Consider the following 21536-nt stretch of genomic DNA (forward strand, 5'->3'; position numbering starts at 1 on the left):
GCGGGCGCCCAACTCATTGTCCTTGCCCAGGTGGGCAATCGCGCCGCTGGTGGGGCCGACGTGGCCGATCTTCACGACCAGGTCTTGCGCCATCGCCGTACCGCACAGCACGGCAGCCACAGCACCCACGATCACATTCAACTTGACTTGCATGTATTACCTCCGAGTTGGAAGAAGGAGAGCTTATTGACGTTGAATTCTCAACGAGCGCAAACATACCCCAATTCCACCCCTTACTCCAGGGGGAAACTCTGGAAAACCATCTGCAGTCTGATGCGTTGCGGCTGTCGTTTACCCGTACTTACCCGGGTAGTTTCGCAAGCGCTGCATCGATATGCGGCAGGCGTGTACCGGATTTGCCCGCTGCGCGCGAGGGGCAAGACCTGACCCCGGCGGCAGAATCAGTCGCTGACGACGTGATGTGCGACTTGGCAGCCCAGCTCGCGGTAGCGCTTGAAGCGCATGCGACCCGCCTGTACCTGCTGCTCGTCGCGCGACACGACCTCCAGCACGCGCTCGAAGGCATCGAACGACGGTGGCAGATCCACGCCGAGGTTGAGCAGCATATGGCGATGCGGGATCAACTCCACGCGCTCAGCCAGCACCACGGGAGTGTGCAGCATCGGGGCCGCGAGCGGCGCGTCCGCCACGCGCACATGCGGGACGAACTCGGTCGGCTCAAAGGTCCAGAGCGCGGCATCCAGCCGCTCCAGCATGGCCGCCGGCCCCAGCACCCCGACGTGTGCGCCGCTCAGCTGCGCCTTGCGCAGCAAGCGGCACACATAGGGCAGGCGGTCGGCCACATTGGTGTAGAAGCTCACCTCCGCCATGCGCCGACTCCTGCCACCATGCTCGCTCAACGAACCTGCGACAGCACGAAGTGCGTCAACAGGCCCACCGGGCGGCCGGTGCCGCCCTTGGCGGCGCCGCCCTTCCAGGCCGTGCCGGCGATGTCGAGATGGCCCCAGCGGTACTTGCTGGCGAAGCGCTTGAGGAACATGGCCGCGGTGATCGAACCGCCCGCGCGCGAACCCACATTGGCCACGTCGGCAAAGTTGCTCTTCAGGCCTTCGTCGTATTCCTCGTCCAGCGGCATGCGCCAGCACAGGTCTTGCGCGGCTTCGCCCGCCGCCAGCAGCGCGGCAGCCAACTCGTCGTCACTCGCGTACATGCCGCTGCGCACGCCGCCCAGCGCGATCACGCAGGCGCCCGTCAGCGTGGCCACGTCCACCACCACCGCCGGCTTGAAGCGCTCGGCATAGGTCAGCGCGTCGCACAGGATCAGGCGGCCCTCGGCATCGGTGTTGAGGATTTCGATGGTCTGGCCCGACATCGAGGTCACCACATCGCCCGGCTTGAGCGCGCGCCCGCTGGGCATGTTCTCGCAGGCCGCGATGATGGCCACCAGATTGATCTTGGGCTTGAGTTCGGCCACGGCGCGCAGCGTGCCCAGCACGCTGGCCGCACCGCCCATGTCGAACTTCATCTCATCCATCTCGGCGCCCGGCTTGAGCGAGATGCCGCCCGAGTCGAAGGTGATGCCCTTGCCCACCAGCACCACCGGCGCCTGCGTCTTGGCCGCGCCCTCGTAGCGCGCCACGATGAAGCGCAGCGGCTCGTCCGAGCCCTTGGCCACCGACAGGAAGGAGCCCATGCCCAGCTTCTCGCAGGCCTTGTGATCCAGCACCTCGACCTTCAGCCCATGCGTGCGACCCAGGGCCTTGACCTCGTCGGCCAGATAGCTGGGCGTGCAGTAGTTGCCCGGACGATTCGCGGCCTCGCGTGCCAGCTCAATGCCCTCGGCAATCGCCAGACCACGCGCCAGGCCCGTCTTCACGGCCTTGGCATCGTCCTTGCCAGCCAGCAGGCTCACCTTGTTGAAGGCGCCGGCCTTGGGCGCGCTCGGCTTGGTGTGGCGGTAGACGTAGACGGCATCGCGCACGGCCAGCACGGTCTGCTCTACCAGCGCGTCGCTCACAGCGTCGAAACCAGCGAAGGCGATCGCCGCATGCGCGGCGCCACGGCCCTTGAGCTGGCCCACCGCGTTCTGCACCGCGGCGCGTGCTGCCTTGACCGAGGCCTTGCCGGCGGCCGCGAACACCACGCGCGCGGCCTTCACGCCGGCCGGGCGCAGCAAGGTCAGGGCCTTGCCGGCCTTGAATTCAAAATCCCCCAGCTTGACCGCATCCTTGAGCAGGGCGCTCAGGGCTGCGTCCAAACCAGCCGGCACGGCCTCGCCCGCCACGATCACCACCAGCGCATCCGCTGACACATTGGCCAATGCATCCAGGGACGCAGTCTGAGTACGGAAGTCCATAATGTCGAGAAATAGATAAAGTGCCCGGATGTTATTCGATTCCACCGTACGCAAGGAGTTGGCCAGAAGCTTCGGCGTCACCCTCGTCGTCATCCTCACCATCGTGCTGACGATGATGCTGATCAAGACCCTGGGCCTGGCGGCGGGCGGCAATGTCGCCCCCCAGCATGTGCTCTACCTGCTGGGCTATATGTCGCTGGCGCATCTGCCCACGATGCTGAGCCTGTCGCTGTTCATCGCCATCGTCGCCACGCTGGGCCGCATGTACCGCGAATCCGAGATGACGATCTGGTTTGCCAGCGGCGTCGGGCTGGGCCGCTTCGTCAAGCCGGTGCTGCGCACCGCCTGGCCGGTGGTGCTGGCGGTGGCTGTGCTGATGATGATCATCTGGCCCTGGGGCAACCAGAACAGCAGCCAGTTGCGCGAACTGTACGAGCAGCGCAGTGATCTGTCACGGGTCGCGCCCGGCCAGTTCCAGAGTTCGGCCGATGGCTCGCGCGTGTTCTTCATCGAGCGCGACAGCGCCGACGACAAGACCGCGCGCAATGTCTTCATCCTGATGAATTCCGAGCGCAGCGAATCGGTCACCACCTCGCTGAAGGGCCATATCGAGGCGAACCAGGAGCAGCGCTTTCTGGTGCTCGAGCAGGGCCAGCGCAATGAACAGGACCCCCAATCGGGCGCCAAGGCCCTGGCGCGTTTCGAGGAATACAAATTGCTTGTGGACAACCAGGCCATGCGCGCCACCGACCAACGCCCGCCCAAGGCGATCGGCACCCTCGAGTTGCTGGACAGACCGATCCCGCGCAACCAGGGCGAACTGACCTGGCGCTTCGGCATGGCGCTGGGCTGCGTCAACCTGATGCTGCTGGGCATCGGCATCTCGGCCAGCAATCCGCGCCGCGCCAGCAACTGGAACCTGCTGTTTGCCCTGCTCGGCTTCGTGGTCTATTTCAACCTCATCAACCTCTCGCAGTCCTGGGTCGCCAGCGGCCGCATGAGCATGGCCGGCGCGCTGCTGGCGGTGCACGGCAGCGGCTTCGCGCTGGCCCTGGGTCTGCTGTGGTGGCGCGACCAGGGCAACCGCCTGTGCCTGCCCAGGCGCAAGCCCCGTCTGGCCGAGGGCGGCGCATGAGGACGGTACGCCGCCTGCTCTACCGCGATGTGTTCGGCGCCGTGTCCTTCGTGATGCTGGGCTTTCTGTCGCTGTTCTTCTTTGTCGACTTCGTCGACGACCTGGACCGCATGAACCGGGTCGGCGCCGGCGCGGCGCAGGCGGCCTGGCTGTCGCTGCTCAAGGTGCCAGGCAATATCTACGAGCTGGCGCCCTTCGCCATCCTGATCGGCACCATCTACAGCCTGGCACGCCTGGCGCAGTCGAGCGAGTTCACCATTCTGCGTACCGCCGGCCTCGGGCCCGGGCGCGCCTTGGGCCTGCTCGCCAGCCTGGCGCTGATGTTCGCGGCCCTTACCTTCGTGATCGGCGACTACATCGCCCCACTGACCGGGCGCGAGGCCATGGTGGCGCGCGCACGCAATGCCGGCGCGGCGGTGAGCGAGAGCGGCGCCTGGCTGAAGGACAAGCTCGGCACGGCGGACGGTGAGTGGAGCTATTCGGTGCATGTGCAGCGCGCCCGTGCCGGCGGCTTGCTGGAGCAGATACGCATCTTCGAGTTCGATGCCCATGGCGGCCTGGTGACACGCCTGTCGGCCGAGCGAGCCACCGTCTCGAGCCTCGGCGTCTGGACGCTCGAGGGCGTGAGTGCCACCCAATGGCGCCAGGTGGCTGGCCCGCTGCTGAGCCTGGCACCTGGTGTGTTGGCAGGAGCTGGGCCCACGCCATCGCCGACCGACCTGCGCGAATACAAGCTGGCGCAGTTGCCCTGGCACAGCAGCCTCACGCTGGGTGTGGTGACGGCCGCGGTGCTACCCGCGGCCAATATGTCGACGCTGGAGCTGTACCGCTACACCGAGCATCTCTCGGCCCAGGAGCAGTCGGCCCAGGCGCACAACATCCAGTTCTGGCGCAAGGCCTTCTACCCGATCGCCTGCATGGTGATGGTGGCCCTGGCCCTGCCCTTTGCCTATCTGCACGGCCGCGCTGGGGGCATCAGCCTGAAGGTGTTTGGCGGCATCATGCTGGGCATCAGCTTCGTGCTGATCAACAACCTGGCGGGCCATCTGGGCCTGCTGAAGAACTGGACGCCCTGGGCGGTGGCCGCGGCGCCCAGTCTGTTCTACATGGGCATCTCGCTGGCCGCCTTCGGCTGGCTGGTGCGGTACCGGTGACGACGATGGATGGCCTGCTCCTGTTTGCCCATGGCGCCCGCGACCCCGCCTGGGCCCGCCCCTTTGAGGAAGTGGCGCGCCGCATCCGCCTGGCGCGCCCAGCGCTGCCGCTGCAGCTGGCCTTTCTGGAGCTGATGCAGCCGGATATCGAAAGCGCCGCGCTGCGGCTGGCCGAGGCCGGCTGCACGCGCGTGCACATCGTGCCGCTCTTCCTCGGCGCCAGCGGCCATGTGCGGCGCGACGTGCCGCCGCTGGTGGACAAATTGCGCGCCGCCTGGGGCGAGCGCGTGCAATGGCTGCTGCATCCCGCCATCGGCGAGCAGGAGGCGCTGATGCAGGCGATGGCCGATCTCAGCCTGGGGCTGCTGAACGCCGGCTCGGCGAACGAGGGCCACGCGCCATGAACCTGCATCAATTCCGTTTTGTCCAGGAAGCGGCGCGCCGCAACCTCAACCTCACCGAGACCGCCAAGGCCTTGTTCACCTCCCAGCCTGGCGTCTCCAAGGCCATCCTGGAGCTGGAAGAGGAGCTCGGCGTCGACATCTTCTCGCGCCATGGCAAGCGCCTGCGCAGCATCACCGAACCCGGCCAGCAGGTGCTCAAGGCCATCGAGGTCATCATGCGCGAGGTCGGCAACCTCAAGCGCATCGGCGAGGAGTATTCCAAGCAGGATGCCGGCACGCTCTCCATCGCCACCACCCACACCCAGGCGCGCTATGTGCTGCCCGGGCCGGTGGCGCAGCTGCGGCGCCTGTACCCGCAGGTCAATGTGAGCCTGCACCAGGGCAACCCCGAGCAGGTCGCGCGCATGCTGGTCGACGAGACCGCCGATGTCGGCCTCGCCACCGAATCGCTCAGCGAGTTCGAGGAACTGATCTCCCTGCCCTGCTACGAATGGCAGCATGTGCTGGTGGTGCCCGCTGGCCATCCCTTGGCGCTGGTCGAGCGCCCCACGCTGGAGCAACTGGCGGCCGAGCCCCTGGTGAGCTACCACCCCAGTTTCACCGGCCGCACCCGCATCGACCGCGCCTTTGCCGCGCGCCACCTGCAACCCAATATCGTGCTGGAGGCGATCGACTCCGACGTCATCAAGACCTATGTGCGCCTGGGCATGGGCGCGGGCATCGTGGCCGAGATGGCGGTGCGCGACGATCCGCCAGGCGGCGAGCTGGTGGCGAAGCCGCTGGGCCATCTGTTCGGCCAGAACGTGGCCCGCATCGCCTTCAAGCGCGGCGCCTATCTGCGCAATTATGTCTATGCCTTTGCAGAACTGCTGTCCGAGCGCCTCAACAAGCACCTGCTGCAACGCGCCCTGAACGGCCAGGCCAGCGACTACGAACTCTGAGCATTGCGCGCCGGCGGCGCGGCCGGCTCGTCCAGCGAGATATCCACATCGATGGCCGCACTGGCCTGCGGTGTGCCCTGCCAGACCATGGTGGCCATCATGCCCGCGCCGGCCGCGGCGGCACCGCCCGATCCGTCCAGCGGCAGGAACACATCGATGTCATCGCCGCGCACCTCGTGCTCGGAGATGTCGCGCGCCACCGCGTACAACATCAGCAGATCGCGGTAGGCCGGCAGGTCCAGGCCGGCCTCGCCAAGCGTGTCGCGCGCGAGCAGCGCCTGCACGGCGGCCATGCTCACACCGGCATCGTGCCAATTGGCTTGCAGGCGCTGCAGCACCTCGGGATAGGCTTCCAGGCCTCGACCCTCGTTCAGGTCCTCGCTCCACGCCGGCGCCCGCGCGCCGAAGCGCTCCGCAAAGCGCTCGGCCACGGCATCAAAGGCGGCATGGTCGCCGCGGCGCTGGTGAATCTCCAGCAGCTTCAGATAGGGCAGACCGTTGCCCTCCGCCTGATCAAGACGCTCAGTGAGCAGTTCGACGGCAGCATCCTCCTGGCCCAGCACGAGGAAGAAGTCCACCTGCTGTTCCAGGTCGATCAACTCCTCCACCGCTACCATGCGCTGTTGCGTATCGAACGCCTGCGCTGCGCCGGACGCATGCAAGGCAGCCGGTTGCGTGACCAGGCCCTGGCTGATCAGTTGCACACTGAGCGGTTCCTGCTCGCCGGCGACACCGTGGCCACCCCGATCCAGCAGGCCGGGCAAGGCCATGGTGCGTTCGTCGGGCTGCGTAGAGAGCGCGCCGGGCATGGTCGAGTCCGGCGCCTGGGAGAATGACGCCAGCGCGGCAGGCTGGCTTGCCGGCATGGCTTGGGCCACTGGCGCGGCCACCGCCGCGCTCGCATCGGCTTTCGAGCCTGACCACCAAGCTTCGTCGCGCTGGCGCCGCTCGCGCCGCAAGGCCAGGCCCAAGTAGACGCTGGCGCCAGCCAGGGCCAGGCATAGGGTCAACAACGCCACACTGAGCGGGTTGCTGTACTGTGCGCGCTGGGCCTGCTCCAATTGGGCGCGCATCGCCACCAGTCGATCCTGCGTCTGGCCTTGCTCGGCCTGTAGCTTGGCAAAACTCTGCTCCAGCTTGACCATGCGTTCGCTCGCCTCGGCGGCTGCACTGGCGGCGCTGGCGGCGTTGGCCGCCAGCAAGGAGCTCGATTCAACCAAGGCCTCGGGCGCCTCGAGACTCAACCTTCCTCCGCTGGCTTTCGGGGCTTTCGCGGCCACCATCGCAGCCGCCACGGCCTGGCGAGCAGCCGCGCTGCTGCGCCTGGGCTTGACCGGTGTGGCGGACTTGGCGGCCTGTGAATCGATCACCATGCTGCCCGCAGTCGAGCCACGCCTGGCGCGAGGCTTCGACGGCGCAGCCACCGCGCTTGCTGCCTGATCGGGCGCCCATGCGGCGGCCAGCTCCTGCGGCGCCAGCAGGCTTGCCGGCTTGGCATTGGATGTATTCAGCGCCGCCTGCAGGGCTGGCGAATACTCGCGCAACTCGGCACTGGGCATGCGTGTGCCGCCTGCATCAGGCAAGCTGGTCGCAGCACTGCCGGGCGGATCGATGAAGGCGGTGTACTGGCGCGTGAAACGCACCGGGCAGCCCAGCGCGAGGTTCACGGACACCAACGGCTCGTCGATCTGCACCACCGTCTGCAAGCGCACCGCATGCACCGAGCCTTCGTCCTCGCCTTCGAGTTGGAACTGCACCAGATTGGCCGGCACGCGGGCATCGCCAGCCAGCACCTCGGCACGCACGCAATCGCGTGTCAGCGTTTCGCCGCGCGCCAGTTGCAAGGGAAAGGTCAGGCTCAGCGGTTGACCCAGGGCCGACAGCGTCAGCGGGCGCCCCACCCCCACCGCATGGGCATTGGTCGATCCGCCGGCAAGCAGTGCAAGCAAGAGGGCACTCAGTCTGGCGGACGCAGCGCCGGCCTGCGGTGCTGGTTTGGCTCGGTCCATTCCCGGGGTCTGTGTTGTTCTGCGGGGCACTCTAGCATGAGGCCCCGCCGCAGGGCCGCTGGAACGCGCAGCGGGCCGCGCGCTGTTTCGCTACGCCCACAGTCGGGCTGTTGAAACCTCAGCTGGCGTAGCCAGGCAGGCGGCGGTCCAGCCGGCGCAGCAGGCCCGGCCAGGCCAGCGCTCCGCCCAGGCCCTTGGTCACTTGCGCTACCTGCTGCTGGGCGCCACCGATGATGTCGGGATGCACCTTCACCAGCTCGCCACCGCCGCTTTGCGCGCGCAGTTGGATCGCGCACACGCTCTCGAACAGATACATCGCCAGAAAGGCATCGGCCACGCTGGGGCCCAGGGTCAGCAGGCCATGATTGCGCAGCATCAGGTAGTTCTTGGCGCCCAGATCGACCACCAGGCGTGGCTTCTCGTCCTCGCGCAGCGCCACGCCCTCGTAGTCGTGATAGCCCAGGCTGGAGAGCACGAAGATCGACTGTTGCGAGAGCGGCAGCACACCCGCCTTTTGCGCCGACACTGCCACACCGTTGAGCGTGTGCGTGTGCAACACGCAACCGGCATCGGCGCGCGCCGCGTGCACGGCGCTGTGGATGATGAAGCCGGCCGGGTTCACCGGATAGGGACTGTCGTCCAGCTTGTTGCCCTGCATGTCGACCTTCACCAGGCTGGAGGCGCTGATTTCCTCGAACATCATGCCGTAGGGGTTGATGAGGAACTGATCGTGCTGGCCGGGCAGGCGCGCGCTGATGTGGGTGAAGACGAGGTCGTCCCAGCCGAACAGCGCCACCAGACGGTAGGCCGCCGCCAGGTCCACCCGCAAGCCCCATTCGGCCGCGCCGAAACGCTGCTGACCCTCGAGTTGCTGGGCATCTGCGGGCATCTTGGTCTCCTGCTTCAGTGGGTTTGGGTAAGTCATACACAATAGGCAAGGACAGCCATGTGGAGCTGTCACGTCAGCGACTAAGCATGAATAGCCCGGTTCTTACAATTCCCGAACGCAGCAACATCGAGTCGGGGTCGTGGTTCTCAAAACTCTCACTGCCCTTGCGCAGCGACATCCTCTCCCGTGCCACGGTCCGACGCCTCAACGACGACGCACTGCTCTCCTGCCGTGGCGAGCCGGCCGAGGAATGGGTGGGCGTGGCCAAGGGCGCGGTGCGCATCAGCTCGGTCTCGCTCTCGGGCAAGCAGATCACCCTCACCTATGTGGAACCCGGCACCTGGTTCGGCGACATCTCGCTGTTCGACGGCCTGCCGCGCACCCACGACGCCACCGCGCATGGCGACACCACCCTGCTGGTGGTGCGCAAGCCCGACTTCCGAGACCTGCTGGCACGCCACTCCGAACTCTACGAGGCCTTGCTGCGCCTGAACTGCCGGCGCCTGCGCCTGATGTTCGACGTGGTGGAAGACCTCAATACAAGGCCGCTGGCCTCGCGCCTGGCCAAGCAGATCCTGCTCTTGGCGCGCAGCTACGGCGTGCCGCAGGGCGAGGAAATCCGCATCGGCCTGCAGCTCGCGCAGGAAGACCTGGCGCAGATGCTGGGCGCCTCGCGCCAGCGCGTCAACCAGGAACTCAAGGGCTTCGAGCGCGACGGCGCGGTCCGCGTCGAGCCAACTCGCCTGGTGGTGCTGAGCAAGGAGAAATTGATGGCGATCGCCGCCAAGTAGCGAACCCGGTCACGCCGCCCGGGTCGCCGCACTGAATTCACTGCAATCAGGAGACCCATGGAAGCGTTCACCGGCACTCGTGCCCCCTCACATGCGATCGACAACGAGGCCCTGGCCGCATGGCTTGGCAGCCAGGTGCCAGGCTTTGCCGGCCCGCTCAGCGTCGAGCAGTTCAAGGGCGGCCAGTCCAATCCCACCTACAAACTCGTCACGCCGGGCCAGACCTATGTGATGCGCGCCAAGCCGGCGCCGGCGGCCAAGCTGCTGCCCTCGGCCCACGCGATCGAGCGCGAATACATGGTGATGCGCGCGTTGCAGGACACCGACGTGCCGGTGCCGCGCATGCTGGCCTTGTGCGAGGACGAGAGCGTGATCGGCCGCGCCTTCTACATCATGGAGTTCGTGCAGGGCCGGGTGCTGTGGGACCAGTCCCTGCCCGGCATGACGAATGCCGAACGCGCCGCGCATTACGAGGAGATGAACCGCGTCATCGCCGCGCTGCACAAGGTCGATGTGCAGGCGGTGGGCCTGGCCGGCTACGGCAAGCCGGGCAACTACTTCGAGCGTCAGATCGGGCGCTGGAGCAAGCAGTACCAGGCCTCCATCACCCAGCCGATCGAGGCCATGGACCGCCTGATCGAATGGCTGCCGGCGCATATCCCCGCGTCGGCGCGCGACGAGCGCGAGGTGTCCATCGTGCATGGCGACTTCCGCCTCGACAACCTGGTGTTCCACCCGACCGAGCCGCGCGTGCTGGCGGTGCTCGACTGGGAGCTCTCCACCCTGGGCCACCCGCTGGCCGACTTCAGCTACCACTGCATGTCCTGGCACATCCGCACCTCGGGCACGGCACGCGGCCTGGGCGGCGTGGACATCGCTGCGCTGGGCATCCCCGACGAGCAGAGCTATGTGCGCCGCTACTGCGAGCGCACCGGCCGCGTCGACCCGGCGCTGGTGACGAAGGACTGGAACTTCTACCTGGCCTACAACCTGTTCCGTATCGCCGCCATCCTGCAGGGCATTGCCAAGCGCGCCGAAGACGGCACCGCCTCCAGCGCCCAGGCGCGCGAGGCCGGCGCTGGCGCGCGGCCGCTGGCCGAGCTCGGTTGGCAGTTCGCGCAGCGCGCTTGAGTGCGGACCTTCAGTGCGCCGGCCGCGCCAGCGGCGGCTCATCCTCGGGCGTCTGGCTCTGCCAGGCCACCGAGGTGGTGGTGGGCCAGGGCCCGGACTCGCTCACGCGCAGGTTGACACGCTGGGCCGCATGGCAGGCCACCTCAAGCAGCTTCACCAGCGACTGGATCTGCGGCAGCGAGGCCTCGGCCATGGTGGTGCGCAGATAGAGATTGCCGCGCAGACTCATCATCACAAAGGGCCGCTCGTCTGGCAGCAGGTCCTGGCTGGCCTGGGCCAGCGCCTCGTTCAGCTCGCCCTCCAACCAGGCGGCCGGCAGTTCGCGCGTCACCCCCAGGGCGCCGAAGCGCTGGCGCACCAGCTTGGACGTGAAGCCATTGAACTTCGGGAACATCACCAGCCAGCGCATCTCCTCTGGCGTGTCGGTATCGACACGAGTCTTGAGCGTGTCGGTATAGGCCTCGAAGACGGTCTTCTCCAGCGTCTCCATCAGCTGGCGGCACAGCACCATCATCTGCAGATCGCTGCTCAGGCGTAGCTCGCAGCGCATGCGCAGTTCATGGCCCGGCAGATAGCCGCGCTGCGATGGGCCCCACTCGATGCGCAAGGGCCCGGGTAAGGCGCGCGGGAACTCCAGCACAAAACCCTCGCCGTCGCGCGAATGGCGCAGCGTGCCGCCGCGGCCCTCGGCCCATTCGGCGATGGGCTTCCAGCGCGCCGCGTTGGCACGTGCCACAAACCATTGCTTGACTTGCTTAATTACCATGAGACGTGACAATGCGATGACAGCGTGAGAACCATCACCAGTGCAGGATGGAGCGACCGAATGATCGAAGTGTATTCATGGGCCACGCCCAACGGCCACAAGGTTCACATCATGTTGGAAGAATGCGCGCTGCCCTATCGGGTGATCCCCGTGGACATTGGCACGGGGGCACAGTTCGATGCCTCATTTCTGGCCATCAGCCCCAACAACAAGATCCCCGCCATCGTCGACCCACAGGGTCCCGACGGCGCGCCCATCTCGCTGTTCGAGTCCGGTGCCATCCTGCTCTACCTGGCCGGCAAGACCGGCCGGCTGCTGCCCGCCGACACGCGCGGCAAGTACGAGGTGCTGCAGTGGCTGATGTTCCAGATGGGCAGCGTGGGGCCCATGCTGGGCCAGGCCCACCACTTCCGCATCTATGCGCCCGAGAAGATAGCCTACGCGATCGAGCGCTACAGCAACGAGGCCAAGCGCCTGTACGGCATCATCAACAAGCGTCTGGCCTCCAGCCGCTACATCGGCGGCAAGGCCTACAGCATCGCCGACATCGCCATCTTCCCCTGGCTGCGCTCGTGGAAGAACCAGGGCGTGGAGTTGAAGGACTATCCCCACCTCAAGGGCTGGTTCGACGAGATCGCCTCGCGCCCAGCGGTGCAGCGCGGCGTCGAGGTGCTGGCCCAGCAGCGCAAGCCCTTGCTTGACGACAGGGCGCGCGAAATGCTATTCGGCGACACGCAGTACAAGCATCATTGACTGGCCTGCCCGGAGGGACTCGAACCCCCGACCTGCTGCTTAGAAGGCAGCTGCTCTATCCAGTTGAGCTACGGGCAGTGTGTGCGAACAAGGCCTGCGTTCCCACGCAGGCCTTGCTCTTGATGCCTTTGAATTGTGCCACGGGCCTCGGATAGGCCCAGGGTGCCGATCAGCCGATCAGCACGTTCACGATGGCGTTGCCTATGCCCATCAGCGCCGCGCCCGAGATCAGGCCCGCGCAGATCGGCTCGCAGCCTTCCACCCAGCGCTTGTAGCCAGCGCTGCGGGCGTCCTTAAAACGCTTGGACAGCAGCCAGAAGAGCAGCGCGCCCAGCCACATGGCCAGGGTCGACTCGGGAGGCAGCACCACGCCCAGGCCCACCGAGACGGCGGAGATCTGGAAACGGCCCTTGCTGGCGATGCGCGCCACTTCCAGGATGATGGCGCTGACGACCGCGAAGCCCATCGCGATCAGGGCCGAGCTCGGCAGCCCCTTGAGGCCCTTGGCGATGATTTCGGCCACGCCCTTCCACTGGATCGCGGCGGGCATCGCGAACTGCTCGGACACCAGGGTGGCAACCGAGCGCACGCCGTTCACATCCGGCGGCAGGAACAGCAGGAAGAACAGCGGCACGCAGGCCAGCACGCCGGCAACGATGCCGATCAGATGGCCCACCACCTGGTGGCGCGGCTTGCCGCCCAGCATATAGCCGGGCTTGATGTCGGACAGCAGGTTGGCGGCGTTGGAGGCGATCTCCGAGGTCATGCCCGCGGGCAGCAGATTGCTGGCCGGGTTGGAGCTGTCGATCGCGCCCATCGTGAACTGGGTGATCTTGGAGAGCGAACCGGTGGGCGTCCACGAGGTCAGCGCCATCGAGTTGGTGCAGATCACCGTCAGCACAAAGATCAGCGGCAGCGAGACCAGGGCCAGCAGCAGCGGCACGCCAAAGAATTCATGCGTGATCCAGGCACCCAGCACACCAAACACCGGCACGCCGATATAGGAGACCCACAGCGGCACCTCGATATGCGCCAGCAGATCGGTGCCGGCATCGGCCTTGGCCTTCTTGCCGGTCACCGATTTGAAGGCGGCGGTGAACAGCTCGGGCTTGGCGGCCAGGCTCACGAGCGAGCCCGTCACCATCATCGCCACACCCCACCACATCGACCATTGGTTGACGATCTCGGCGCGCGAGATCGGCACGATGGCACCGCTGGGCGCGACGCGCTGCACGATGTCGCCGGCCTGGATCATGATGGGCGCGAGGATCACGAAGTTGATGAAGGCACCCAGCAAGCAGCTGGTGGCCACGGCAATGCCCATCAGGCCGCCCACGCCCAGCATGGCGGCGTCCAGCGTGAAGCGCAGGCCCAGCGCGCGGAAATCGGTGCCGAGGATCTTGGGGATCCACAGCTCTGCCTTCACCGCCGCTTGGTAGTAGTACTGATCGAGGCGCTCGTGGAAGGTCCAGGGCTCCTTCATGCCGGCCCACTGATCCATGCGCAGCAGCTTGAACTGCAGCAGCTTCATCCAGCCGTCGCTGACGATGGCCTGGTAGGCGGCGGTGAGCACCGCCACCTTGGCGAGCAGGCGCGCCTTGTACATGCCCTCGCCGGCCTCGCCGGTGTAGAGCGAATCCAGCACCACGCCACAGGCACGCCCCTCGGGGAAGGGCAGCTGGTCTTCGTTGATGAAGCGGCGCTTCATCGGGAAGGCCACCAGCACGCCCAGCGTCGAGATCACCGCGATCCAGATCATCAGCTGCCACCAGGGGATGATCTTGCCGCTCACCAGCATATAGGCCGCCATGCTGGAGAACAGCGGCGAGACCACATAGCCGGCGGCGGTGGCGATAGACTGGGTGCAGTTGTTCTCCAACACCGTGTAGTCCGAGGCCCAGCCCGCGGCATGCATCATGCGGAACATCGCAAAGGCCAGGATCACCGAGGTCAGGCCCACACCGATGCCGATGCCGGTCTTGGCACCGATATAGAGGCTGGTGGCGGCCAGCACGCCGCCCAGCAGGAAGCCGGTCAGACCCGAGCGCAGGCTCAGCTGCGCCATGTCGCCGCGGTAGATGTTCTTGAACCACCACTCGTCCTTCTGGGCGCGGGTCCAGGTGTGGATCTGTTCGTCGCTGAGCTGTTGTATCGCCATGCTGTGCTTGATCGATCTGTTGAATCTGGGGGCAGGCCGCGCGCCGGCTTGTGGCCAGGCGGGCGACCGAGCTTGTCGCGGTGCGCGCGGATTGTCCCAGCCGCGGTCAACGCTGGCTGTCCGGGTTGACCTGGGGGCGCATGCTCGGCGCAGCCCTTTTCAAAAAGCAAAACCCGCTGGGGACGGTGTCCACAGCGGGTTGGCAGGGTGTCAAGACATGGTCGGGGCGGCGGGATTCGAACTCGCGACCCTCTGCTCCCAAAGCAGATGCGCTACCAGGCTGCGCTACGCCCCGACTAAGCCGACCATTGTAGCCCGGATTTCAGCCCCGCCCGAAAAACAGTTTCAGCCCACCTCAATCAGGCGCCCCTGGGCGGTGATGAAGGCGCTGCGCACCGGCTCGCCCGGCTGCAGCCGCTGCACCGCGGCGCGGTAGATGCGCAGCTGCTCCAGATACTCGGGCTGGCGCTGTGGCGCATCGTTGAGCTTGTAGTCCAACACCCACCACTCCGGCCGGCCGGCCGCGCCGCCGGCGCGCTGCACCAGGCGGTCCAGCCGCAGGTCGCGGCCCTCGTGGCTCACCACCACCTCGTTGCCGGCCCACAGCAGCGCCGCCGCATCGAAGAAGGGGGCGCAATCCGCACCGCCCAGGATGGCGTGCACCGCGCGCGCCAGGCGCTCGCTGCGCTTGGCGTCCAGGCCGTACATCTGCGCCGCCGCGCCCAGCAGCGCTGGCAAGACCTGACCCTGCCCCTGCCACTGACCATTTGGTCCGCTGACCCATTCCAGCACCCGGTGCATGGCCTCACCCAGGGCGGCCATCTCGTCCAGCTCGGCCGTCCGCACCACCAACTCGGCAGGTTCGGGCATGGCCGACCCGGCCGCCTCGGGCGGCAGCCGGGGCAGCTCTAACAGGCGCACCTCGGCGCTGCCCAGGTCGGCGGCTGCCGCTGCCGCAGGCACCCAGGCGGGTGCGAGCGCCTGCAGCCGGGCCCACCAACTGCCTGCCGGCCCGGCCTTGGCGGAGGGGCTGCGGCTCAGCACCAGGCGCGCCTTGGCACGTGTCATCGCCACATACAGGGCATTCAGCTCCTCGCGCTGGCGTTCCCCCTGCTCCACGCGCATCAGCTCGGCAAGAGCCGGCGGCGGGCGGCTTTCCGAGCCGAGGAAGGCAACGCGCCGCGGCCAGGGCTGCTGCACCGGCCAGTCAATCAACAGGGTTGCATGATCGGCCCGCGCCGCCGCGGCATCGCTGTCCATCAGCACCACCACACGCGCCTCCAGGCCCTTGGCGCCATGCACGGTCAGCAGCTGCACCGCATCGGCCTCGCTATAGGCCGGCAGCTTCAGCGCGCGCTGGCGCAAGGCCCGCACAAAACCGTAGACGGTGATGTAGCGCCCGCCGTCCAGGTCCAGCGCCAGGCCCAGCAGGGCCTGCAAGGCATGCAGGCGCGCGCGCCGCTCGCTGGGCGGCACGCGCACCGCCACCCGGGCCAGCAGATCGCCCTCGTGCAGGATCTGGTCCAGCAGCTCCTGCGGCGTGCATTGCTGCACGCGCTCGCTCCAGGCCTGCAGCAGCCGGCGCGCGCGTTGCAAAGCCGGCTCTAGCGCCGCTTCGTCGGCGGCCAGCAAGGCCTGCCAGAACGTGCGGCGTTCCGGTTGATCCTGCCCGACCGCACTAAGGCGCTCTACCGCGCCGGCTGCCTGCGAAAGCTGCAACAGCCCAGCCTCGCTGACATCGAACAGCGGGCTGCGCAGGGCATGGGCCAGCGAGAGGTCATGCGCGGGCGAGGCCAGCGCGTCCAGCAGGGCCAGCAGGTCGCGCACATCGGGCGCGTCAAGCAGGCTCTGCTCCTCGGGCGCCACATGCGGGATGCCCAGACTCTTGAGCGCCTGGGCCAGCACGCGCAGAGGCTCGCGCTTGCGCGCCAGCACGAACACCTCGCCCGGCTTGAGGCCCTGGCCATGGATCAGTTCGGCCAGGGCTTCAGCAATGCGCCCGGCCTCGGCGGCACGGCGCTGCAGCTCGGGCTCGTGACGCGCCTCGCGCAGGCTGGGACGCCAGGCATCCGCTGCCTGCGCAGCGCTAGCCGCGTCATCATCCGCGCCCTGCTCTTCGGCGTCCAGGCGCAGGAAGCCCTCCAAGGCATCGGCCGCGCCGACCTCGGTGGAATGGGCGCGGAAGTTCTCGTACTCGCCCAGGCGCTGTGCCTCGGACAGGGCGGCATTCACCGCCGCCAGCACCACCGGCGCATTGCGGCGCGTGTGGTCGCAGGCCAGCACCGCGCCGCCCAGGCCGTCGCGCACAAAGTCGCGAGCCGCCGCGAACACGCGCGGTTCGGCACGCCGGAAGCGGTAAATGCTCTGCTTGGGATCGCCGACGATGAAGACCGACAGCGGGCGCTGCCCGCTGCCGCCACCGCCCGCACCGCCATAGCCCGACAGCCAGGCATATAGCGCCTGCCACTGCAAGGGGCTGGTGTCCTGGAACTCATCGATCAGCAGATGGCGCAGTTGCGCGTCCAGCCGTTCCTGCACCCAGCCCGCCAGCTCGGCATTGCCCAGCACCGCCAGCGCGCCGCGCTCCAGGTCGTTCATGTCCACCAGGCCACGGCCTTGCTTGAGGCGATCGAAGCTGGCAATCAGCTGCAGGCTCAGACGCGCCAGGCGCTGATGCAGCGCCCGCGCATGCTCCTGCTCCAGCCCGCGCAGTACCAGCTCGACCTCGTCGGCCAGGGCCATCGCCAGCGGGCTGCTGGCCAGCGCCTTGACGGGCGTGTTCGATTTGGTCAGCAGCTTGCCGCGCACCAACTCAAACAGCGCGGCCGGCGCCAGCTGCGCGCTGAGCGCCTGCTCGATGGCGGTGGCGGCCTTGCGCATGGTCTCGTTGCGGCCCTGGCCGAGCTCGATCGCGAGGGCCTGCAACTGGCCGCGCAGGCCGACAAACACCTCCAAGGGCGCGGCCGCCGCGAAACGTGGCGACACCTCAGCCGCGCCGCCCACACTCTCCATCAACAGGCCCTGCTCCTGCGCCAGACGCAGCTCCACGCGCTTGTCGAAGCCCGCCAGCAGCCAGCGCAGCACGGTGCTGCGCCCGCATTCGTCGATGAGGGCCTGGTAGTCCGCCAGCAGCTCGGCATCGGCGAGCAACTGCGCATGAAAGCCGCGCCAGATCTCGGGCATCAGCTCGCTCTCGTCCTCCAGCAGCTGCAGCTCGGGCGCAATGCCCAGCTGCTGCAGCAGGGCCATCGGCGCGGCGCGCAGCAGCTGCGAGAACCAGGCATGGAAGGTGCGTATCTCCACCGGCCGCCCGCCCTCCAGCAGACGCTGCTGCAGGCCCTGCAGCGCTGGCGCGGCGGCGCGCGCCTCCGCCTCGGCCATGCCACGCTGCACGAGCGCCTCGACGCGCTGCGCCTCGCTGCCGCGCGCGAAATCGGCCAGCCACTCGGCCAGGCGCTGGCGCATTTCGCCGGCCGCCTTGCGCGTGAAGGTGATGGCCACGATCTGCTGCGGCTCGACCCCGTCCAGCAAGGCGCGCAGGATGCGCGAAACCAGCATCCAGGTCTTGCCCGCGCCGGCGCAGGCCTCGACCACCACGCTGCGGCGCGGGTCGCAGGCAAGCTCGTAAAAGCGCTCGCGCGGCCGCAGCTGGCCGTCGATGGTGTAGGCGGCCAGCCGGCCTTCGTTCATAAGCAACTCCACCGGCATCAGACCGCGCCCTCCCACCAATCGTCCTTGCGGCACAGGCCGCGCACCGCACAGAAACCGCAGGCCTTGCCTTCGCCAAGGGCCGGCAGCGCCGCACCGGCCTGCAGCTCGGCCAGGTCGGCCTCCAGGCCCAGGCGCAGCAGCTCGGCCGTCTGCGCCACCTCGGGGTGCTCGATCAGCTGCAGGCCACGGCTGTCGTCCAGCGCCAGATAGGCAGCAGCCAGCTGCGCCGGCTCGGCCATACCCTCGTCATCGTCCGCAACCAACAGCGCATAGACCGCCAACTGTGTGTCTTCCAGCGGCCGCTTGAGCTTGGCCTTCAGCCCCTCCACCGAACCGGTCTTGTAGTCCAGCAGCAGGCGCCGGCCGGGCTGGCCGGACTGCCCGTCACGGCGGTCCAGCCGCCCCTGCAGGCTCAGCGCGCGCAGCGCCGCGTGAGTCCAGGGCTGGCACTCGCGCGCCTCCTCACCGGCCTGGTAGCGCCAGCCCTCGGCCTCATGCGAGGCCAGCCAGTCCAGATAGCGCGGCAACAGGCGACGGAAGCTGGCAAGATAGGGCAGAAACTCTGCCTCCGAGAGCCCCATGCGCGCGCGCTCGGCCTCGGCCGCTGCCAGCAGCGCGTCAGCGCTGGCGCCCGTATCCTGCTCCAGCCGTTCACGATGAAAGCGGTGCAGCACCGCATGCAGCCAGTTGCCATAGTCACGCTTGTCCAGCTCCTCGCTGAGCTCGTCTTCCTCGCGCAGGCCCAGGATCTGCTGGGCGAAGAACTGGTAGGGGCAATTTCTCAACGCATCCAGGCCGCTGGCGCTGAGGCGGCGCGGCAGCTGACCGGCGGCCAGGGCCTGGGCACGCTGCGTCGCCTGAGCCTGCAGCGCGCGGCTTGGTCGCGCGTCGTCCCAGCACGGCAGCGGCCCCTGGCCGGCGCGCTCGCGCACGGCGGCCAGGCGCTCCAGCAAGGGACTCGCCGCGAGCGGCTCGGCGCCAAGAAAGCCGCAACGCAGCAGAGTTAGCGCAGGCGCACGCAGCAGCTGCACGAAACCGGCTGTCAATTGCGCGCGGCGCGTCGCCTGCTCGGCCATGCCCAGACTGCGCAGCAGCCGATCCGGCAGCAGCACCGGCCCGGCGGCTACCGCGCCCAGGGTCTGCGCATCCGCGCCGGGCAGCACCACCGCGGCAAAGGGGCGCAGCATGGCGCGTGACAGCGGCGTGATCAGCACCTGCAAGTCCTGCGGCAGCGGCGGCACGAACTGCTGCGCTTCCAGCGTCTCATTGACCCAGGCCAGGAAGTCGGCGCTGCCGAGCTGTGTGCCCTGCAGCGCCAGCTCGTGTGCGGAATCCGGCCAGGGTGCGCGCTGCAACCACAGCGCCGCCAGCAATTGGCGGCCGCCGGGCTGCTCGTCGAGCCAGGCGCTGGCCTGCAGGCGCTCCAGCAGCCAGCCCAGCTGCTCCAGCCATTGCGCCAGGCTGCGCTGTGCGCTGCCCGCGCGCAGCAGGGCCAACTGCTCCTGGGCCTCGCGCCACAGGCCAGCGGCGGCGCCCTTGAGCTTGTCGGCCTGCACGGCGCCCGCCTGCACCCAGCCGAGGCGCCGGCATTGCGCCTCCAGCTGATCGACGGCGGCGGCCCCGCAGCGTTCGCGCACGCTGCGGCCCAGCGCGCCCTTGAGCCATTGCAGCAACTCGTCCACCGTGGCGCGCGGCTGGGCGGCGCGCAGCAACCCCATCAGCTGGGCGGCCTCGGGCGTGGTCGCCAGGGTCCAGCCGGTTTCATCGCCCAGGCGCACGGCCTGGCGCTCCAGCAGGGCGCGCACCCGACGCACCAGCACGCGGTCCTGCGCGATCAGGGCCACCGGCGCCTCGCGGCGCCCGAGGTGCGCCAGCACGGCCGCGGCCGTGCACTGGGCCAAGTCCTCGCGATCCTTGCAGACGGCTTCCCGCAGCGCAGCCGGCGGAGCCTGCAGCTCCTCCAGGCTGGCATCGGCATCCAGCAGCAGGCAGGCCACGCCCTGGGCGTCGGCCGCGCGCAGCAAGGCATCGCCGAGCGCATCGGCACCACCGGCACGCAGCAGCAGCCAGGCACTGGGGCGCAGCCCGAACAAGGCGTCCGCGGCCGGTACCCGGGCGTCGCTGGCGGCCCATTCCAGCGCTACCAGGGCGAGCGCCTGCTCCAGTTCGGCCGGCCCGCCGTTCAACCCACCGTTCAGCAGGGCATGGCGCGCCTGCGGCCAGAAGGCGGCGCGCCCGCCCGGCCCCAAGGTCTGGGCATGGCGGGCAAAGGCCTGGGCCGCCTCCACCAGATGCTGCAAGGCCAGCTGATAGGCGCGCTGGTCGCGCTGACGCAGGGCCTCGGCCCAGCTCTGCCCGGCCAGCAACTGGCGCGCGTTGAGGGCATCGATGGCCGCGTCGAAACTGATCTGCAGACCTTGCGAGAGCGGGCTGGGGCCCAGCGACGAGGCCAGGCTGGTGGTGGTCTCGATGCGCGGCGGCCAACTCGCCAGGCGCATCCAGGCGCGGCGGGCGGGCGCGAGATGCTGGGCAAAGGGCAGCAGCAGCACGGCGTCGCGGCTGGCCAGCCCCTGTTGGGCGAGCCACAGTTCGCCCGCCTCGGCCACACGCAGCCAAAATTGATCTGCCGCATGGCGCGCGTCCAGCGGCAAGCGCATCGTCTGCATGAAATCCCTCAATCTACGGATTGGCCTGTGCGCCCGCAGGCCTGCAGGCTTTGTGTCAGAATCATTGTGCACTGATCTCAGACCTTGCCAGCCCATACAGGAGGCGGCGTGAGGTCAACCCTTCAGGCCCAGGCGGCCGTCCGGCCTGCCGACCAAGGACCCATCCATGAGCAGCGAACTGATCAAACACATTTCCGACGCGTCCTTCGAAGCCGACGTGATCCAAGCCGACAAGCCCGTGCTGGTGGATTACTGGGCCGAATGGTGCGGCCCCTGCAAGATGATCGCCCCCATCCTGGACGATGTGTCCAAGGAATATGGCGAGCGCCTGCAGATCACCAAGATGAACGTCGACGAGAACCGCGAAGTACCCGCCAAGTTCGGCATCCGCGGCATCCCGACGCTGATGTTGTTCAAGGGCGGCCAGCTCGCTGCCACCAAGGTCGGCGCCCTCTCCAAGGCCCAGTTGACGTCCTTCCTCGACGCTAACCTATAATCCTCTCCAACTGCCGGGTGCGCTTCATGCGAAGAGCGCCCGGCAGCAGACTAGCCACCACGCCCAGCCTCACCAGGTTTTGGCGCGTGGACTCGGCACCAAGCTCCCTAGTGTTTTGTTGACGTGCCCCACGCGCTGATGCGCGAATCGATCGGGCACAGGGCTCTGGTTGCCGTAGTTTGTGTCCTGGGTTCTTGGCTGGCCCTGGACGACCC

General features: G+C 68.0%; 16 protein-coding genes, 2 tRNA genes and 1 pseudogene. 8 read left to right on the top strand and 11 right to left on the bottom strand.

Annotated features, from left to right (window positions below; genetic code table 11):
- The 3 genes and pseudogenes from WG898_RS19505 to WG898_RS19515 all read right to left on the bottom strand — a co-directional run.
- Positions 1 to 153 (bottom strand): annotated as a pseudogene (locus WG898_RS19505) (branched-chain amino acid ABC transporter substrate-binding protein); the annotation flags it as partial.
- A gap of 248 nt (positions 154 to 401) precedes the next feature.
- Entirely contained in the window at positions 402 to 830 is a 429-nt protein-coding gene (locus tag WG898_RS19510; protein WP_339604453.1) for a DNA polymerase III subunit chi, read from the bottom strand.
- 26 nt (positions 831 to 856) lie between these two features.
- A complete protein-coding gene (locus WG898_RS19515) occupies positions 857 to 2317 on the bottom strand; it encodes a leucyl aminopeptidase (RefSeq protein WP_339604454.1) in 1461 nt (486 codons plus the stop codon).
- 28 nt (positions 2318 to 2345) lie between these two features.
- Here WG898_RS19515 and lptF point away from each other — a divergent pair, with 28 nt between their 5' ends.
- Genes lptF through WG898_RS19535 form a run of 4 tightly spaced genes read left to right on the top strand, consistent with a single transcriptional unit; the run spans position 2346 to position 5951 of the window.
- Positions 2346 to 3452 (top strand): LPS export ABC transporter permease LptF, encoded by a 1107-nt coding sequence (gene lptF / locus WG898_RS19520; protein WP_339604455.1) that lies wholly within the window; start codon positions 2346 to 2348, stop codon positions 3450 to 3452.
- Complete coding sequence (locus WG898_RS19525; protein ID WP_339604456.1) at positions 3449 to 4606, top strand: LptF/LptG family permease; 1158 nt, start codon at positions 3449 to 3451, stop codon at positions 4604 to 4606. Before lptF ends, WG898_RS19525 begins: the two co-directional genes overlap by 4 nt.
- A gap of 5 nt (positions 4607 to 4611) precedes the next feature.
- Positions 4612 to 5010, top strand: a complete 399-nt coding sequence (locus tag WG898_RS19530) for a sirohydrochlorin chelatase (RefSeq protein ID WP_339604457.1) — start codon at positions 4612 to 4614, stop codon at positions 5008 to 5010.
- Positions 5007 to 5951 carry a CysB family HTH-type transcriptional regulator gene (locus WG898_RS19535; protein WP_339604458.1) on the top strand — a complete coding sequence of 315 codons (945 nt, stop codon included), beginning with the start codon at positions 5007 to 5009 and terminating at the stop codon, positions 5949 to 5951. The genes WG898_RS19530 and WG898_RS19535 overlap by 4 nt, the downstream gene beginning before the upstream one ends.
- Here the strand turns inward: WG898_RS19535 and WG898_RS19540 are convergent.
- Both WG898_RS19540 and WG898_RS19545 read right to left on the bottom strand, forming a co-directional pair.
- The gene (locus WG898_RS19540) at positions 5939 to 7900 is read right to left on the bottom strand and encodes a type IV pilus assembly protein FimV (RefSeq protein WP_339604459.1); all 1962 of its coding nucleotides are present in this window, start codon (positions 7898 to 7900) and stop codon (positions 5939 to 5941) included. The genes WG898_RS19535 and WG898_RS19540 overlap by 13 nt on opposite strands.
- 178 nt (positions 7901 to 8078) lie before the next feature.
- On the bottom strand, positions 8079 to 8849 hold the full coding sequence (locus tag WG898_RS19545) for a class II aldolase/adducin family protein (RefSeq protein WP_339604460.1): 771 nt from the start codon (positions 8847 to 8849) through the stop codon (positions 8079 to 8081).
- Positions 8850 to 8935: 86 nt separating this feature from the next.
- Here WG898_RS19545 and WG898_RS19550 point away from each other — a divergent pair, with 86 nt between their 5' ends.
- Both WG898_RS19550 and WG898_RS19555 read left to right on the top strand, forming a co-directional pair.
- Positions 8936 to 9640, top strand: coding sequence for a Crp/Fnr family transcriptional regulator (locus tag WG898_RS19550; RefSeq protein WP_339604461.1), 705 nt, complete (start codon positions 8936 to 8938; stop codon positions 9638 to 9640).
- 57 nt (positions 9641 to 9697) lie between these two features.
- On the top strand, positions 9698 to 10771 hold the full coding sequence (locus WG898_RS19555) for a phosphotransferase (RefSeq protein ID WP_339604462.1): 1074 nt from the start codon (positions 9698 to 9700) through the stop codon (positions 10769 to 10771).
- A 10-nt stretch (positions 10772 to 10781) separates the two neighbouring features.
- Here the strand turns inward: WG898_RS19555 and WG898_RS19560 are convergent, their stop codons facing one another.
- On the bottom strand, positions 10782 to 11537 hold the full coding sequence (locus WG898_RS19560; RefSeq protein ID WP_339604463.1) for a hypothetical protein: 756 nt from the start codon (positions 11535 to 11537) through the stop codon (positions 10782 to 10784).
- A 60-nt stretch (positions 11538 to 11597) separates the two neighbouring features.
- Between WG898_RS19560 and WG898_RS19565 the strand changes: the two genes are divergently transcribed.
- Positions 11598 to 12290, top strand: coding sequence for a glutathione binding-like protein (locus tag WG898_RS19565; protein ID WP_339604464.1), 693 nt, complete (start codon positions 11598 to 11600; stop codon positions 12288 to 12290).
- Between the two features lies 1 nt (position 12291).
- On the opposite strand, the gene WG898_RS19570 is transcribed toward WG898_RS19565, so the two are convergent.
- From WG898_RS19570 to WG898_RS19590, 5 genes are all read right to left on the bottom strand, one after another.
- Positions 12292 to 12368 (bottom strand) — tRNA-Arg (locus tag WG898_RS19570).
- 91 nt (positions 12369 to 12459) lie between these two features.
- Positions 12460 to 14448, bottom strand: a complete 1989-nt coding sequence (locus WG898_RS19575; RefSeq protein ID WP_339604465.1) for an OPT family oligopeptide transporter — start codon at positions 14446 to 14448, stop codon at positions 12460 to 12462.
- 218 nt (positions 14449 to 14666) lie between these two features.
- Positions 14667 to 14743 (bottom strand) — tRNA-Pro (locus tag WG898_RS19580).
- 50 nt (positions 14744 to 14793) lie between these two features.
- Positions 14794 to 18138, bottom strand: a complete 3345-nt coding sequence (locus tag WG898_RS19585; RefSeq protein ID WP_339604466.1) for a UvrD-helicase domain-containing protein — start codon at positions 18136 to 18138, stop codon at positions 14794 to 14796.
- 17 nt (positions 18139 to 18155) lie between these two features.
- Positions 18156 to 20825 (bottom strand): PD-(D/E)XK nuclease family protein, encoded by a 2670-nt coding sequence (locus WG898_RS19590; protein ID WP_339604467.1) that lies wholly within the window; start codon positions 20823 to 20825, stop codon positions 18156 to 18158.
- A gap of 166 nt (positions 20826 to 20991) precedes the next feature.
- Between WG898_RS19590 and trxA the strand changes: the two genes are divergently transcribed.
- Entirely contained in the window at positions 20992 to 21321 is a 330-nt protein-coding gene (trxA, locus tag WG898_RS19595) for a thioredoxin TrxA (RefSeq protein WP_339604468.1), read from the top strand.
- Positions 21322 to 21536 lie beyond the last annotated feature (215 nt).

Origin of the sequence: Paucibacter soli (assembly GCF_037482845.1) — a bacterium.
In the GTDB taxonomy this organism is placed as follows: domain Bacteria; phylum Pseudomonadota; class Gammaproteobacteria; order Burkholderiales; family Burkholderiaceae_C; genus Paucibacter_B; species Paucibacter_B soli.

What these genes read in the sequence shown, in the direction of transcription:
- WG898_RS19510 (WP_339604453.1), bottom strand. Translation starts at nt 830, where the DNA reads ATGGCGGAGGTGAGCTTCTACACCAATGTGGCCGACCGCCTGCCCTAT.
- WG898_RS19515 (WP_339604454.1), bottom strand. Translation starts at nt 2,317, where the DNA reads ATGGACTTCCGTACTCAGACTGCGTCCCTGGATGCATTGGCCAATGTG.
- lptF (WP_339604455.1), top strand. Translation starts at nt 2,346, where the DNA reads ATGTTATTCGATTCCACCGTACGCAAGGAGTTGGCCAGAAGCTTCGGC.
- WG898_RS19525 (WP_339604456.1), top strand. Translation starts at nt 3,449, where the DNA reads ATGAGGACGGTACGCCGCCTGCTCTACCGCGATGTGTTCGGCGCCGTG.
- WG898_RS19530 (WP_339604457.1), top strand. Translation starts at nt 4,612, where the DNA reads ATGGATGGCCTGCTCCTGTTTGCCCATGGCGCCCGCGACCCCGCCTGG.
- WG898_RS19535 (WP_339604458.1), top strand. Translation starts at nt 5,007, where the DNA reads ATGAACCTGCATCAATTCCGTTTTGTCCAGGAAGCGGCGCGCCGCAAC.
- WG898_RS19545 (WP_339604460.1), bottom strand. Translation starts at nt 8,849, where the DNA reads ATGCCCGCAGATGCCCAGCAACTCGAGGGTCAGCAGCGTTTCGGCGCG.
- WG898_RS19550 (WP_339604461.1), top strand. Translation starts at nt 8,936, where the DNA reads ATGAATAGCCCGGTTCTTACAATTCCCGAACGCAGCAACATCGAGTCG.
- WG898_RS19555 (WP_339604462.1), top strand. Translation starts at nt 9,698, where the DNA reads ATGGAAGCGTTCACCGGCACTCGTGCCCCCTCACATGCGATCGACAAC.
- WG898_RS19560 (WP_339604463.1), bottom strand. Translation starts at nt 11,537, where the DNA reads ATGGTAATTAAGCAAGTCAAGCAATGGTTTGTGGCACGTGCCAACGCG.
- WG898_RS19565 (WP_339604464.1), top strand. Translation starts at nt 11,598, where the DNA reads ATGATCGAAGTGTATTCATGGGCCACGCCCAACGGCCACAAGGTTCAC.
- WG898_RS19575 (WP_339604465.1), bottom strand. Translation starts at nt 14,448, where the DNA reads ATGGCGATACAACAGCTCAGCGACGAACAGATCCACACCTGGACCCGC.
- WG898_RS19585 (WP_339604466.1), bottom strand. Translation starts at nt 18,138, where the DNA reads ATGAACGAAGGCCGGCTGGCCGCCTACACCATCGACGGCCAGCTGCGG.
- WG898_RS19590 (WP_339604467.1), bottom strand. Translation starts at nt 20,825, where the DNA reads ATGCAGACGATGCGCTTGCCGCTGGACGCGCGCCATGCGGCAGATCAA.
- trxA (WP_339604468.1), top strand. Translation starts at nt 20,992, where the DNA reads ATGAGCAGCGAACTGATCAAACACATTTCCGACGCGTCCTTCGAAGCC.